At 43.0% G+C, this 15,078-nt stretch carries 15 protein-coding genes; 13 read left to right on the top strand and 2 right to left on the bottom strand.

The window, feature by feature from the left end; genetic code table 11:
* The first annotated feature begins 186 nt into the window (after window positions 1–186).
* The 10 genes from ACED46_RS19540 to ACED46_RS19585 all read left to right on the top strand — a co-directional run bounded on the left by ACED46_RS19540 (window position 187) and on the right by ACED46_RS19585 (window position 8,515).
* Entirely contained in the window at window positions 187–792 is a 606-nt protein-coding gene (locus ACED46_RS19540) for an endonuclease NucS domain-containing protein (RefSeq protein ID WP_371722226.1), read from the top strand.
* 100 nt (window positions 793–892) lie between these two features.
* The gene (locus ACED46_RS19545) at window positions 893–1,783 is read left to right on the top strand and encodes a hypothetical protein (protein WP_371722227.1); all 891 of its coding nucleotides are present in this window, start codon (window positions 893–895) and stop codon (window positions 1,781–1,783) included.
* 413 nt (window positions 1,784–2,196) lie between these two features.
* Window positions 2,197–3,615 carry a DASS family sodium-coupled anion symporter gene (locus ACED46_RS19550; RefSeq protein ID WP_371722228.1) on the top strand — a complete coding sequence of 473 codons (1,419 nt, stop codon included), beginning with the start codon at window positions 2,197–2,199 and terminating at the stop codon, window positions 3,613–3,615.
* Window positions 3,616–3,621: 6 nt separating this feature from the next.
* Window positions 3,622–4,977: an ATP-binding protein gene (locus ACED46_RS19555; protein WP_017069973.1), complete on the top strand. Its 1,356-nt coding sequence runs from the start codon at window positions 3,622–3,624 to the stop codon at window positions 4,975–4,977.
* Window positions 4,964–5,437 (top strand): response regulator, encoded by a 474-nt coding sequence (locus tag ACED46_RS19560; protein WP_017070648.1) that lies wholly within the window; start codon window positions 4,964–4,966, stop codon window positions 5,435–5,437. Before ACED46_RS19555 ends, ACED46_RS19560 begins: the two co-directional genes overlap by 14 nt.
* Window positions 5,438–5,899: 462 nt before the next feature.
* Window positions 5,900–6,400 (top strand): opioid growth factor receptor-related protein, encoded by a 501-nt coding sequence (locus ACED46_RS19565; protein ID WP_017062405.1) that lies wholly within the window; start codon window positions 5,900–5,902, stop codon window positions 6,398–6,400.
* 199 nt (window positions 6,401–6,599) lie between these two features.
* Window positions 6,600–7,040: a hypothetical protein gene (locus tag ACED46_RS19570; protein WP_017062406.1), complete on the top strand. Its 441-nt coding sequence runs from the start codon at window positions 6,600–6,602 to the stop codon at window positions 7,038–7,040.
* Between the two features lie 61 nt (window positions 7,041–7,101).
* Complete coding sequence (locus ACED46_RS19575) at window positions 7,102–7,602, top strand: hypothetical protein (RefSeq protein WP_371722230.1); 501 nt, start codon at window positions 7,102–7,104, stop codon at window positions 7,600–7,602.
* A gap of 69 nt (window positions 7,603–7,671) precedes the next feature.
* Window positions 7,672–8,121 (top strand): GNAT family N-acetyltransferase, encoded by a 450-nt coding sequence (locus ACED46_RS19580; protein ID WP_371722231.1) that lies wholly within the window; start codon window positions 7,672–7,674, stop codon window positions 8,119–8,121.
* Window positions 8,114–8,515 carry a hypothetical protein gene (locus ACED46_RS19585; protein WP_371722232.1) on the top strand — a complete coding sequence of 134 codons (402 nt, stop codon included), beginning with the start codon at window positions 8,114–8,116 and terminating at the stop codon, window positions 8,513–8,515. Before ACED46_RS19580 ends, ACED46_RS19585 begins: the two co-directional genes overlap by 8 nt.
* Before the next feature lie 211 nt (window positions 8,516–8,726).
* On the opposite strand, the gene ACED46_RS19590 is transcribed toward ACED46_RS19585, so the two are convergent.
* Entirely contained in the window at window positions 8,727–9,755 is a 1,029-nt protein-coding gene (locus tag ACED46_RS19590; RefSeq protein WP_017062410.1) for a methionine synthase, read from the bottom strand.
* Window positions 9,756–9,800: 45 nt separating this feature from the next.
* Complete coding sequence (locus ACED46_RS19595; protein WP_029222390.1) at window positions 9,801–10,778, bottom strand: DUF1852 domain-containing protein; 978 nt, start codon at window positions 10,776–10,778, stop codon at window positions 9,801–9,803.
* Between the two features lie 343 nt (window positions 10,779–11,121).
* Between ACED46_RS19595 and ACED46_RS19600 the strand changes: the two genes are divergently transcribed.
* The 3 genes from ACED46_RS19600 (at window position 11,122) to ACED46_RS19610 (ending at window position 15,002) form a co-directional block, all read left to right on the top strand.
* The gene (locus ACED46_RS19600; protein ID WP_371722233.1) at window positions 11,122–11,931 is read left to right on the top strand and encodes a sulfite exporter TauE/SafE family protein; all 810 of its coding nucleotides are present in this window, start codon (window positions 11,122–11,124) and stop codon (window positions 11,929–11,931) included.
* Between the two features lie 227 nt (window positions 11,932–12,158).
* The gene (locus tag ACED46_RS19605; RefSeq protein ID WP_102429252.1) at window positions 12,159–13,163 is read left to right on the top strand and encodes a metal-dependent hydrolase; all 1,005 of its coding nucleotides are present in this window, start codon (window positions 12,159–12,161) and stop codon (window positions 13,161–13,163) included.
* A 210-nt stretch (window positions 13,164–13,373) separates the two neighbouring features.
* Window positions 13,374–15,002 (top strand): endonuclease, encoded by a 1,629-nt coding sequence (locus tag ACED46_RS19610; RefSeq protein WP_371722234.1) that lies wholly within the window; start codon window positions 13,374–13,376, stop codon window positions 15,000–15,002.
* Window positions 15,003–15,078: the final 76 nt, after the last annotated feature.

Raw genomic sequence — 15,078 nt, forward strand, 5'->3', positions numbered from 1 at the left:
GCAGCTAAAGCCTGGGTCTCACATTACCCGATTGGAGTGCTTATTATCCATACAAACGTTTTAAGGCGGATTTGCAACGCGTGGCATTTTTAACATGCGTTTACTTTAGTGTTTACGGTGGTGTGCGGAAACATCGCATTGCGTTGCTCTCCACTTAAGCGGGCGTTATGTAACAAGGAGAAAGTTATGGAGTATTCAACAATAAAGGAACTGGTAATTGATGTCTGTGCAACAGAAGGCACTTTTCCTTCTTTCGAGAAATTAACAGCTCTAGTTTTGGAAAACTTCCCTACAAGTAAGTGGCAGAAAACGCATTACGCTTGGTATAAATCGAAAATTAAGCGTGGTGAGATTGAAGTTCCGGGGTTTACCTCTGTCGAGGCTACTGATGAGGATAATGACGTTCAAGAGTCAATAGATGCCAGCCTGTCCTTAGAAAAAGACCTTCATTCTTACCTAGCTCGAAATATTTCAGATATCGAGGACGGTCTATCGGTCGTAGAGGGTGGGATTGAGTATGCACTTGATGCTGGGCGTATAGATATACTTGCCAAAGATAAAACCGACCAATTGGTCGTTATTGAGCTGAAAGCAGGGAAAGCAAAGGATTCAGCGCTAGGGCAGCTGTTAGGCTATATTGGCTGTCTTTCGGAATCATCAAATACATCAAATATAAGAGGTATTCTTGTCGCTTCAGATTTCGACAAAAGGGTGGTGTTTGGTGCTAAAGCCTTAAGCAATGTAAAGTTAGTGAAATACCAAGTATCGTTCAACTTGGAAGAAGTTACATAACAAACGCTATGGCGTCAATGATTAGTTTTTGGCTGTATTTTCATCCCACATGGTGCCATCTCTCAGCATAGAGTTAAGGGGTACGTTTCACGGAGGAAACATGACAAGCGACCAACTATTGGAAAAGGCACTTTATAGCAGTGCCAGCATCCACCAACCTCATTCTTTAAAAGCTTATTTGGCTGCGAACTATCTGAATGGTTATTTCACTAAATCATACAATGTGCGGCTTAAAACGAGTGAGCTGATAGACCAAACTGAGATTGAAGTTTTAGGCGAGTACTCTGCAACGCTACAAGCGCCAAAGTTTACGGATTTTCGTATTCAAAGGATATTGGATAATGGGGTATACCCAGCGGCGTATGCTGCTTTAATGCAGTGGCATGAAAATAAGGGATTTCAAGACATCTTCGCGCATTACGTTTCGCAGGCTTCTCAAACCAGTGAATATCTTTCCCACAATGTGACTATCTTATTGGCGCTGAACCGTGTTTACCGTGAGTTAGAGCCGTCTCAAGTTCCAGCATTCCTTAACCGCTTCACTGAATTTGTCACATCGACTCGTTCTGACGGCGACCGAAGCACTGACATAAGCCAAGTCGTAGAGCTCAATAGGGTATTACAAGCATGCTTAAAACAGTTTGGTTTCTTTGGGCATAACCTCATTATGCTTACGTGGATATTGCGTTGTAAGGAAGAGCTGTCGAAAGAGCAATATGACGCAATGCTTTTTAATCTCTATCGACAGGCTAGTAGCCCCTTGGAAGATCCTGACGATGAGATTGATCAAGCTATCTTGGCGCAGTGTCAAAGCTCAGGTAATTCAGATGAGCTCTATGACAATGTCCACCGATTGGTTTTTGGGTATACGTCGAATCTACACCAGATAACGCTAGCGGATGCATTGTGCTTTCTTCACGAACGATTCCCTGCACATACATCGGAGCTAAAGCACATTGCCGAGTATCAGTGTCGTCTGTTAGAAAAGTGAGTTTAATTAGGACGTTGCATTTAACTTATGCAACGTTATCAGTCTAGTTAGCGCAGAAGTACAACTTACACGCGAATCAGATCTCAAATTGAAAAAAAGAGCTACTCGATAATGCAGCTACGCTCTTTACTTCTGAAAGCCAGTCAGGTGTCAAATATGGCTCACATATTACGGATCTCCCACGCAAAGGCGAACGTTTGCCTTTTGTTTCTCGGAATTTAATTGCACCAGTAAATTACATACAAACGTAGAGGTAGCGCACAGAAACGAAAAAGGGGGTATCGCGATTACGTAATCATTGATCTAGCCGATAGTGAGATAGTGATAAGAGGTCGATAATTCGTTGTCGGACTAAATTAGAACTTTAAATCTAATTTCTAAGTAGTTGTTATCTCAGGAAGAGTTTTTGTGCTATGCGCCCCTATATTAAATACATTATCCCTATTTTAATTCCTTTCATTATCCTCGTAATGCCGCTATCAGCGTTTCCATTTGAAGGCCTTACGATTATTCAACAACGCGTTATCGCGATCTTTTTATTAGCGGCATTGTGCTGGGTGTTCGAGCCCATCCCGATCTACGCGACGTCTGTTGTTATTATCGTTCTGCAATTGTTGATGTTGTCAGATAAAGGGCTGATCTTTTTAAGGTTTGAGCATGGGCAGGAACATTTTGGTGAGTTGTTAAAATACAGCGACATCATGGCGACATTCGCCAGCCCAATCATCATGCTGTTTTTGGGCGGTTTTTTCTTAGCGATGGCCGCCACTAAATATCGATTAGACGTAAACTTAGCTCGCGTGTTGTTGAAGCCATTTGGACAAGACCCAAAGTTTGTGATGCTCGGCTTAATGTTGATCACTGGTATCTTTTCGATGTTTATGTCTAACACGGCAACAACGGCAATGATGCTCTCTATTTTAACGCCGGTACTGGCTGTGTTTGGTCCGAAAGACCCCGGTCGTGTAGCGTTTGCGCTTTGTATCCCGGTTGCCGCTAACATCGGTGGCATTGGTACCCCGATCGGTACCCCTCCGAACGCTATCGCACTTAAATATTTAGTTGGCGATAACCTCATTACGTTCGGTGAATGGATGGCATTTGGTGTGCCGTTTGTTGTGATTATGATGGCGTTAGCGTGGTTTTTAATAGGCTTTATGTACAAAGCTGACCAAAAGAAAATCGAGCTAAGCATCAAAGGTAAATTCCTTAAAACGCCTAAAGCCATTGCGGTGTACGTCACTTTTGCGCTGACCATCATTCTTTGGTTAATGGGTTCAAGCCATGGCATGAACTCTTACACCGTCGCTCTGATTCCTGTCGCTGTGTTCTCACTCACAGGGATCATCAATAAAGAAGATCTGAAGAAAATTTCTTGGGACGTATTGTGGCTTGTATCAGGTGGTATTGCGCTTGGTTTAGCGCTCGATAAAACTGGCTTAGCAAAGCTCGTGGTACACAGTATTCCGTTTGATAGCTACTCACCCTATGTGGTGTTGTTCGGAGCGGCGTTCTTGTGTTTGGTAATGGCAAACTTTATGTCTCATACCGCAACGGCTAACTTGTTAATGCCAATTATGGCGGCATTAGGTTCGTCTATGGCTTCACTCACGCCATTAGGCGGTGAGCTAACGTTAATTTTGGTTGTGACTTTTGCCGCTTCATTAGGTATGTCGCTGCCAATCAGTACGCCACCGAATGCGTTGGCTCATGCCACTGGTCATGTGCAAAGTAATCAAATGGCCAGAATCGGTATTATTTTGGGTGTGGTTGGTGTGCTACTGAGTTTTGTTATGGTGTGGGTGCTACATTCAATTGGTCACATAGGATAACGATACGTGTATCAACAAAAGCTAGAAGCACTGATCGAGCGCTATTTTAACCAAACAGAACGTCGGGTGACGTGCTGTGCCGGTAACACCATTATTGAACAATCAGCGTTAAACACTCGTTTATATTATGTGTTTAGTGGAGAACTGGAAGGGTTTTATACCGATGCGAATACACCGCAAGTGCGAGTATTTAGCGCGGGTAGTGGGGCTTTTATAGGCGTTCATAGCTTCTTTTCAGGTAATTGGACAGCATCTTCAACGGTTGTTGCTAAAACCGATGTTGAGTTAGCGTGGATCGATAAAGACACGCCTGCAGAAGATGAACGTAAATTTGGTCCTCTTACCGCACAGTTCACACCTGTAATTGTCAATGAGTTGTCGCGTCGTCAACGCCGCGCAACACAAGAAGCGATAGCGAAACAAAAAGCGCTAGAGAAGTTACATACTGCTGAGCAAATGACGACCTTGGGTCAATTGGCTGCAGGGATTGCTCATGAGCTTAACAACGCTATTGGTGTCGTAAATAGTAAATCTGGTCGACTTGAAACGGTCATCATGGATCTGCTTGAAGAAGTGCATCCAGAAGCCAGTCAATTTTTCGATTTTGGGTTAATGCATGGTCAGAAAACGTCGTCGTCAGAAGCACGAACACGTGGGCGACAATTTGAAAGAAAATATGGTTTAGACAAAAACATTGCTCGCTCTCTTGCAAAGGCGATTCCAATTGATGCTTTATCTGCAACAGACGTTATTTCAAAGCATTGGCTGAAAAAACCAGAAGAAGCGATTCGTTTTTGGCAGATGGGCTGTGATTTACATGATTTGCGTTTGGCATCTAGACACACCGTCGGCATCGTAAAATCGGTTAAACAACTTGGCAGAGTTGATATCGACACCGAAGAAGCGGTTGATATTAACGACTCCATTAACCATGCCTTATCGTTGCTACAAAGTGAGTTACGTAGAGTGTCTGTGCGATTGAGCCCTGCGGATTTACCGTCTTTTAAAGGCTCGAAAACAGAGCTCGTTCAGATTTGGGTCAACATTGTAAAGAATGCTTGTGATGCAATGTCGAATTCAGACGATGCCGCAATAGAGATTCAAACCAGATTAAGTAAGAAAAGGATATTAGTTACGATCGCGAATAACGGCCCTGAGATAGACGAGGCGACTCGTAGAAAGGTATTTCAGCCCAACTTCACCACTAAAAAAGGTGGTTTATCGTTTGGATTGGGCTTGGGTTTATCAGTAGTTAAGCGGATTGTGGCAGGTTATGGCGGAAGTATTATTGTGAAAAGTGATGCTTCTAAAACGGTATTTAGAATCAAGTTACCAATAGAGGGTGAACATGGAGAAGCTTAATTTAATCTGTGTCGATGACCAGAGAGAAGTACTGAGCGCAGTGATACAAGATTTAGAGCCGCTGGCGAGTTGGCTGAATATTGAAGATTGTGAATCAGCGCAAGAAGTGCTTGATCTCATTGATGAACTTGACGCAGAAGGCGAACACATTACCGTCATCGTGTCTGATCATGTGATGCCAGGGAAAACGGGGGTGGAGTTACTCACTGAAGTGTTCCATGACAGCCGCTTTCCGAATACCAAGAAAATTCTTCTTACGGGGCAGGCCACTCATACCGATACCATCAATGCGATTAATGCAGCAGGCATCGACCGTTACTTTGAAAAGCCTTGGCAAGCAAGCACATTGGTTGAGTGCATTCGTACTCTTGTCACTGAGTACATATTTGATCAAGGGCTTGATTACACGGACTATCAGAATGAGCTCGACCAGCAGGTTGTGTTGAGACGCTTGCGTTAGCCTCTTATGTTAGCGACTTACATTATTCACTAGTGTAAGTCGCTTGAAATTCTATGCACCGAAGGACGCTTTCTGAAGGGTTTTTCTTTGAAAGATGTAATCTTTCGCTGCTTATTTTACCTACCTCTTTTAGTCGTTCAGGTTTTGGTACTCAGTTATTAACACACTGGTTGCTGGCTTTAGTCTAAAACTCATACGCCAACGCCAACGCCAACGGATGCATTGTGTTTTCTTCAGGAACGATTCCCTGAACATACAGCAGAGCTAAAATGTGTCGCAGAGTTCCCGTGTCGTTTGTTAGAAAAGTAAGTCGAAATTATTCAAAAGTGATTCCTAACGCGTGGGACGTGGAGTTCTAAGCCAAATCGGTACTTACAACGTAAAGGACTAGGCTTTTCACGGCTTACTGCGTAATAATGCATTCGCCCACAAGTGGGGATTTATAGTCAGTAGGATTTTAAAATGAGTGAGATTGCTCGCTTTATATCTGGTGAAGCGCCGGATAAATTTGGTCGAAATATAGAACAGTTATTGGCTTACAATCATTTTTGGTTGGAGCATGACCATAAGTACATTCAAGTGTTCTTCCCAATAGATGAGGGGACTAAGTTTAATCAACATGCCCCGTTGGTTACTCAAGAAGATAAGGTGCTTTTTGCTAATTCAGAAGCGCTCCGCACAGCTCATCTACAAGTGCTTGACCTGATGCTTGAGTTTTGGGGTATGCAGCGAAACGGGAGTGAAATATCTTCATCGTTACCACTTAGCCCGGCTAATCACGTATGGTTAAAGAATCATGACCATAACCAGCTAAGGTTAACGCGAGCCATTCGCAGTTTGTACTTGTTGGGTAATGAAGAGGTTGCGGCTCGGTTATGTGACTTTTTAGTATCAGCGGCGACCGAGACTGGGTTGGTGTCGGATAAAACCGTTCAGTATTGGCGCAATGCCTTGGAAGGTTAGGGTTTTTCTGTGCAGAGCTTCCGGCACTGCTCATAATTGATTCTCAATGCGCGGTATTTTGTACGATGCCGCTTTCTCTATATTCAACATTTGAATGCAATTTGTGGAATATATCAAAGTTAATTAAACTGATGGTAAGTTATTACTTTTCATTATGTTAGGGTTCTTTTCTTAAGGTCAGCGGATTAGGAAGAGGCTAATGAAAAAGGGATTTGTGATAGCGATATCAATCGGCTTTGTTGTCTTCTTCCTTGTTGGTCGTGAGCTTCAGTGGTTCGGGTCCAGTAATTCCGAGTCGTTTCCTAAACTTCCGGATAGTCCCCAATTTGTTCCTTCTATCGATTTCGACGGTGAGTGGCTAGGCCGCCGTATTAACACCACTGGCAATAATATGTGTGAACGCACAACCATCACCGGAACTATTCGTGAGGGTAAGGCTACTCTAAGGCTTACCTACAATGGAACACCGTTAGAGGGTTGGGTGACGGAAAACGGCGACTTACGTTTATATGCTAAACATCGCCAATGGGATTATCGTTTTTCCGCACGTGGCAGTGGCAGTAGATTTGACGGCCGATGGCACTTAACCAATGGGCCGTGCCAAGGAAGTTGGTTTCTAGAAAAGGTCGATGGCAAGTAGGGTTGTTACTACAAGACGCCGTTTAAAATTAACCAGCACAAGGTTCTTTTAGGAGAGATAAGTGATCAGATTAATCGCCGTGTTCATTGTGGCTTTCGGGCTAGGTGCATATGCGAGCTTACATGTTTTGACAGACTATGTTGTGAGCATTGAAGACAGTCATAAAGCTGCGGTGCGGCAAGGTTTTGAAACCTATAAATATGCAAATACAAAAGACCTTGCCCCATTAATTAAAACATCGAACTTGTTAGCTCGTTATAGTGCTTGTGAATTAGAGGGAGATGAAGGCGATGCGATTGCATTAGCCCTGTCTATTAACGCTATTTCCTTTGGGATGTTATCGAAGCAAGCGTCTGACCTCGATCAAGACACCTTTAGGACTGGTTTGATGATGTACGGAAAACTCAAAGACAACGAAAAAGCGTCTGGTCAGTTAACTGAAATACTTACTGCGTACTGTAAAGATAGTCTTCGCTATCTATACGACTGTGAAAAGCTTTCTAATTTGTTAGGCGAAGAATGGGATACACAATGGGAGGAAGTGAAACCAGAATGTACCTAAAAATGATTCAATATATGTGGCACTTTTCTATGCCGCATTCAGATGTGATTTGAAAACAAAGGACACAATATGGAAGTAAGGTTGGTCAAAGGTTCCGATCCTAAGTTCGCTGAATCGATCACTAAAACGAATATGGCGAGTTACTATCAAGCTCGTGGAATCGCTTGGGGTCATAGCCAGTTTTTACGAAGTTGGGATGAGCTGGATAACTATGAAATTTATGTGGGGGATAACCGTATTGGTGTCGTTCGTTTCAGTTACGCCAGTGGTACAACGTTTCTTAGGGACTTGCAGATATTAGCTGACTGTCAAGGTCAAGGTTTTGGCTCTAAGTGTCTCGATTTGGCTATTGAACATGCGAACAATCAAGCATCGGCTCAGTTAATGTTGCGCGTGTTCAGTGAGAACCCCGCCATTAAGCTTTATCAATCAAAAGGTTTTACTCAGTTGTCTGAAGTGAAAGGGCTCGTTGAAATGGAGCTGCCTTTAGGGTCACCATTGAGAGAGTGTCATGGATAACCGTATCCAACTAAATTTTGTTAAGTACTTATTTTCAGAGTTGCTGTTTATTGTTATTGCATTAGGTCTTGCCTATTGGATATTAGATGGTGATCGTTCATCGCTACTAACCATAGGGCTAATAACTTGTGTTCCTCCATTAATAAAAATTCTAATGTTGTGGTGGAAGCTTCGCGATAGCTCGTTTGAAATCACGAACGGTCATGTACGTTTAAATGGCGTTGCTTGTGATGTGACTTTACAGCGTAGCTTTCTTCCGTTTGAAATTGGCTCATTCATCAAGCTTTCATACACGAAAGGTGCAATGCAGAAACACAATATTTACCTTTCTAAAGGCGCAATGAGCAAAGAAGAATGGAGCCGTATGTTAGCGTGTCGAACTAGGTCGCCATAAAGAAGCGACATCGCTGTTACTTGAGCTTTTAGTTTCCACGACGAATAGCGATGCGATTAAAGAGTACCAACGAGCGATCTCTTTATATGCTCAAGACCTAGATAAAACCTAGTAAGCAGCGCGTAAAGCTCATTAACTCACATAACAAAAAGCCTAAGCATCAATATGATACTTAGGCTTAAAGGCATAGTTTTTGTTCTTTATGAAAGCGTTACGCTGAAAGCTCTTTACGAACGATCTCTGCGCCAGCACTTAGCGCATTAAGCTTCGCTGAGGCTATCTCGCGAGGTAGGGGAGCCATGCCGCAGTTGGTGCAAGGGTAGAGCTTGTCGGCATCAACGTACTTAAGTGTTTCACGTAGAGTGCTAGCCACTTCTTCCGGTGTTTCAATCGAATCGGTTGCAACATCAATCGCACCGACCATTACTTTCTTGCCTCGTACGAGCTCAAGCAGCTCAAGAGGTACATGAGAGTTGTGACACTCTAAAGAGATAATGTCGATATTCGATTGCTGCAGCTTAGGGAAGACTTCTTCGTATTGGCGCCACTCGGTGCCTAATGTCTTTTTCCAATCCGTATTCGCTTTAATGCCGTAGCCATAACAAATATGGACTGCTGTTTCGCACTTAAGCCCTTCAATGGCTCTTTCCAAACAAGCGATGCCCCAATTGTTCACTTCATCAAAAAACACGTTAAACGCAGGTTCATCGAACTGAATAATATCCACGCCTGCCGCTTCAAGTTCTTTGGCTTCTTCGTTGAGGATCTTTGCAAATTCCCACGCCAGTTTTTCACGGCTTTGGTAATGCGCATCGTAAAGTGTATCAATCATGGTCATAGGCCCCGGCAGAGCCCATTTGATCGGTTGGTCGGTTTGCTGACGTAAGAACTTCGCATCTTCAACAAACACAGATTTCTGACGAGAAACTGGGCCTACAACCGTCGGTACACTCGCATCGTAACGGTCGCGGATTTTAACGGTTTCACGCTTTTCAAAATCAACGCCATTCAGGTGTTCAATGAAGGTCGTTACAAAGTGTTGACGTGTTTGTTCGCCGTCACTCACAATATCAATGCCTGCTTGCTGTTGCTCGTGCAGAGAGACACGCAGCGCATCTTGTTTGCCGTCTGTGAGTTCATCGCCTTGAAGTTTCCATGGCGACCAAAGCGTCTCTGGTTGTGCAAGCCAAGACGGTTTCGGCAAGCTGCCCGCTGTTGAAGTCGGTAATAGTGTTTTCATAATAATATTGCCTATCCTTGGGTGGTTTGAGAGCGCAATAGACGATTAAAGTGCGTAATTTGCCGACCAGTTCTCTAGAACTGATTGGTATGGCTTAATGAACTTCTCTTCTGCGAATTTACCTTGTTCAACAGCTAGCTGGCTTCGTTCTTCACGGTCGTACACGATTTGAGTCAGCGAGTGATCCAAGTTTTTCAAGTTTGGTTGGTAACAGTTACCCGCAACCGCGTTCGCGTTGTAAATCTCAGGTCGGTAGATTTTCTGGAACGTACCCATGGTACTGATGGTGCTGATAAGCTCTAGGTTAGAGTAATCGTTCAGCAGATCACCAAAGAAATAGAAGGCCAAAGGTGCAACACTGTTAGGCGGCATGAAATAACGAACCTGTAAGCCCATCTTTTTGAAATATTGTTCAGTTAAAGAAGACTCATTCGGCTGGTATTCAAAACCCAATACTGGGTGTTGGTTTTCAGTGCGGTAATAGGTTTTATTATCTGACACGCTTAAGCAAATAACAGGTGGCTTATTAAAGTTCTTTTTGTAAGCGTCAGAGTTAACGAAATATTTAAAAAGCTTGCCGTGTAAATCACCAAAATCTTCTGGAATGCTGAATTTATCTTGGCCTTTATTATGATCCAATAGACGTACGCTAAAGTCATAATCTCGAACATAAGAAGAGAAGTTATTTCCGATAATGCCTTCAATACGCTCGTTGGTTTTACGGTCCAGAATATTGGTTTTCAGCACTTCAATTGAAGGGAATGCTTCGCCGTTGCTTTCAATATCCATATCAACAGAAATGATTTCAAGCTCAACAGAGTAGCGGTCGCCCTTAGGGTTATCCCAGTGCGCTAACGCGTTGAAACTGTTATCGATCATTTGTAGTGCATTGCGTAAGTTCGCTTGACGGCTGTCACCGCGAGCCAGGTTAGCAAAGTTGGTAGTGATACGCGTGCTGTCTGCAGGCTGGTAGTTTTCGTCGAGGCTAATGCTCTTAATCGTAAAATTAAATTCTTTATTCATGCTGATTTGGTATCCCAATTTTTTTTCTGATTCTCTCGGTCTTTAGTATTAAAACGGCTTTTATTTTTTGCTTGTGACCGGATTAAGAATCGAAGGCTATGCTGTCTGAAATTAATGCTTAGTAGAATTAATGTCGTATAAAGTTAATCGCTTAAGGTTTTTATACGTTGATAGGTTGACCATTAACAATGGTATTACTTCACATTCAACATGAGGAATATTCATGATCTATTCTGTTTGAATATTTTAGTCGGTGTCAGTTATATTAATTAGCTTGATGGAAATATAACCGCATTAATAGTGTGTTATTTAAGACGATTAATTTAATTAAGAGATGGATGAAATGAGTGAATTGCTGTTGTTGATTTTCTACTGTGCGTTACTGGGCAGTGGTGTTGGGTTTCTAGCCGGTTTGTTAGGTATTGGCGGAGGGCTGATCATTGTTCCTGTGTTAAGCAGCATTTTACTGTATTTAGAAGTTCTACCATCCGACCAAGTTGTTGTCGCGGCGATTGCTACCTCGTTGGCATCGATACTGTTCACTTCAACATCTTCTGCACTCGCTCACCACAAGAACGGCAACGTGCCTTGGGACTTGGCACCTTGGATCATGTTGGGTGTTGCTCTAGGTGCTTTGGTTAGTGGTTTTATGGCGGCGTTATTACCTGAAAAGGTTGTTCGTATCGTGTTTGCTGTGAGCGTGGTTCTTATCGCAATTAAGATGTTCTTAAGCAGTAAAAGTGACGCGCCTAAAGAGCGAAAGCTACCGAATAAAGGTGTATTAACGGTTCTGACAACCATTACTGGCGGTTTGTCGGCAATGATCGGGATTGGTGGCGGTGCGTTACTCGTTCCTTTGCTCACGTTCTTTTCGGTCGATATGAAAAAGGCGATTGGCTGTGCGTCTGCGTGTGGCATTGTTATCGCGCTATTCGGCTCTATCGGTTACATAACCTCGGGCAGTAGCCACTTTGCTCTAACTGATGGCTTTGCAGGCTTTGTTTATTTACCCGCGCTGTTGGGTATCGTGTGTACGTCTTGGTTCACCGCTCCTTTAGGTGCAAAAGCGACCAACCATTTACCCGTTCCAACCATCAAGAAGATCTTCTCAGTACTGTTGGTTGTTATCGCGGTAAGCATGGTTGCTCGTTAATAAAAGATCGTTCAAGTGTGAATATACAGAACAAAAACGAATAAATTGATCAACCACCAATAATTAGAAAAGGGCAGTTTCATAACTGCTCTTTTTTTGTTTATCGGTCTATGCTTATACAGCTATGTACATGAGTATATTGATAAAACCGTTTAGTTATGAACAGTTCACCGCTATAGCTAAATGTATTTTGTTTGATTCAACGGAATGCTATCAATGAGTGATTTATGGATCCTTTAACGCAGGGCGTGTTAGGCGCTTCTTTGTCACAATCGGCCAGCAAAAAACAACATTTGGTTGTTGCTGGGGTATTAGGGCTGCTCTCCGGGTTAGCACCAGATTTGGATGCACTGATTAAGTCTCAAAGTGACCCTTTGTTGGCTTTGGAATTTCATCGACAATTTACCCATTCACTCTTCTTTATTCCCATTGGCAGTTTGATCTGCGCTTTGGTTCTGCATCACCTGATTGCAAAAAAACGTGGGCTTTCTTTCAAACAAAGTTGGCTGTTTTGTGCTCTGGGCTATGGTACTCATGCACTGTTAGACGCTTGTACCACCTATGGCACGCAGTTACTTTGGCCTTTCACCAACGCGCGTTTTTCTTGGAATACCATATCAATCATCGATCCTGTTTATACGCTTCCCATTCTAGTGTTGCTTGTGTTTGCGACGTTAAAACGAGCGCCTTGGCTAGCGCGTGTTGCGTTTACTTGGGCGCTAATTTATCCAACATTAGGGATGATTCAGCGAGACAGGGCAGAGGCGATTGGGTGGCAATTAGCGCAAGAAAGGCAACACACACCGATTCGATTAGAGGCAAAACCAAGCTTTGCGAATATCTTGGTTTGGAAAGTGGTGTACGAAACAGAGGCTCATTACCATGTAGACGCAGTGCGGGTTGGCACATCGGTAAGCACGTATCCCGGAGAGTCGATTGCGAAGCTGAATGTTAGCAGGGATTTACCTTGGCTTGACCCGGACTCTCAACAAGCCAAAGACATAGAACGTTTCCGCTGGTTTTCAAATGGTTATATCGCTCAGGACCCAACAGACGAGCTGCGTATTATCGATGTCCGATATTCAATTGTACCAAATCAAATGAAAGCACTATGGAGCATCAAGCTATCAAAAGCAGTTGATGCAAACGCGCATGTAAAATACGAAACTCATAGAGACAACACGCCAGAGTCGAGACAGATCTTCTTCGGTATGCTCACTGGCGATAAATGATCTAGCTCTAAACAGTAAAAAGGCTGAGTCAGATAATCTGCTCAGCCTTTTCTATTCCTTTATTTAACAGGTCGATGTCACATTGATTTACATCACACATATCAATAAAACCCATAATGCTTACATTTATAAATGTGATGTATACCTCCATTCATTTTTTGATTACTTTCCAAGCTTAGTTGGTTTTTATCCAATTAAACAGAAGGTTATATGATAAATAGAATGATAACACTAAGTGGCGTTGCATTACTTTGTTCAGCGAGTGCGCATGCGCAAATGCAAAATGGAAGTTTTGAAAACTGGGAAGGAAACGTACCATCTGGTTGGAGTGTGATTGACTCCGGCATTGCACTTTCGCTCTCTACCGATCCTGTAAATAATGGCAGTTTCTCAGCACAAGTAACAGTGAATACAAGTACTCAAAGTAATACCGACTTTCTTCAAACGATACGTGTTGAACAAGGAAAAACTTATGATTTCTCTGTCGATGTTTACCACACGGAAGGCAACGTGAAAGCTCGCCTTTTTGTTGATGGCTATTTGGGTTACTCGAATAATGGTTTAACGAATCAGTGGCAAGCATTGACTCACTCGTACAGCGCTACGAGCACTAAAGATATCGTTGTGGGCGTACGATTTTATGATGATGCAGGTTTTGATAGTTCGGAAGTGGTGTATTTAGATAACTTTCAGCCTACGGAGACTCCACCAACACAAAGCTGCAATGACATAAGTGCCGCACTCACGCTAGTTACGGATAACTATGGTTCTGAAACTAGTTGGTCTCTCAAAAACTCAGTTTCTCAAAATCTTTATTCTGGTTCAGATTATAAAAATAACACCATCAATGAAGTGGAAATGTGTTTAGCGGATGGTAACTACACCCTAGAAGTCTCAGATTCTTATGGAGATGGAATGTGCTGCAGTGTGGGGAATGGTTCATACAGTTTGTCGGTAAATGGAACCGTTGTGGCATCTGGTGGTGATTTCCAAGCAAGTCAGAGTACAGAATTTTCGATTGGTGGTTCAACTGCACCACCAACTGAACCTCCAGTGTTAGGTGAGTATTACAAAGACGCTGAAGGAAAAGTGGGCTTTGCGTTAAAAACGGCCTTATATCAAATTATTGATAATCATAGCAGTCAGGGTTACGCCGCTATTTGGAGGTTGGTGTCTGAGGCTGACCTAGACGCATACTATGACACTGATGAGTCGATTCTCGATATGTATTCGGAGAAACCTTCAAGCTCAGATTCAATCCAATTTACTAAGGTTGCGGATCAATGTGGTCAATACAGCAAAGAAGGTGATTGCTACAACCGTGAGCACTCATTCCCGAAAAGCTGGTTTGGTGGGAAAGTCGAGCCAATGAACTCTGACGGTCACCATTTAATTGCCACTGATGGCTACGTTAACTCGAAACGTAGTAATTGGCCATTTGGTGAGGTGAGTAGCGCGACATACACATCAAGCAATGGTTCTAAGTTAGGCAGTGCAGCGAACTCTCTTGGTTATGTGGGTACGGTGTTTGAGCCAATTGATGAGTTTAAAGGTGATTTTGCAAGAGCATATTTCTACATGGCAACACGCTATGAAAATGAAAATGAAAATGAAATCGCTAATTGGGAAGGGAACTCTACAAGCTCTGATGCCGTTCTGGATGGAACCAATACAACTGTTTTTGAACCTTGGCTACTTACTATGCTAAAGCGTTGGCATTCTGAAGATCCAGTATGCCAAAAAGAAATCGACCGAAATAAGGCGGTACATGATTTTCAAGGGAATCGTAATCCGTTTATTGACCATCCAGAGTTTGTCAGCCAAATCTGGGGAAATTAATCGGAATATAACCACCATGACCAGGGCGCGAGCACACTTTGTTCAATTTATAACCCAAAGAAGACTCGTGCCCGAT

This window comes from Vibrio sp. 1S139, from assembly GCF_041439475.1.
Taxonomy (GTDB): Bacteria; Pseudomonadota; Gammaproteobacteria; order Enterobacterales; family Vibrionaceae; genus Vibrio; species Vibrio crassostreae_C.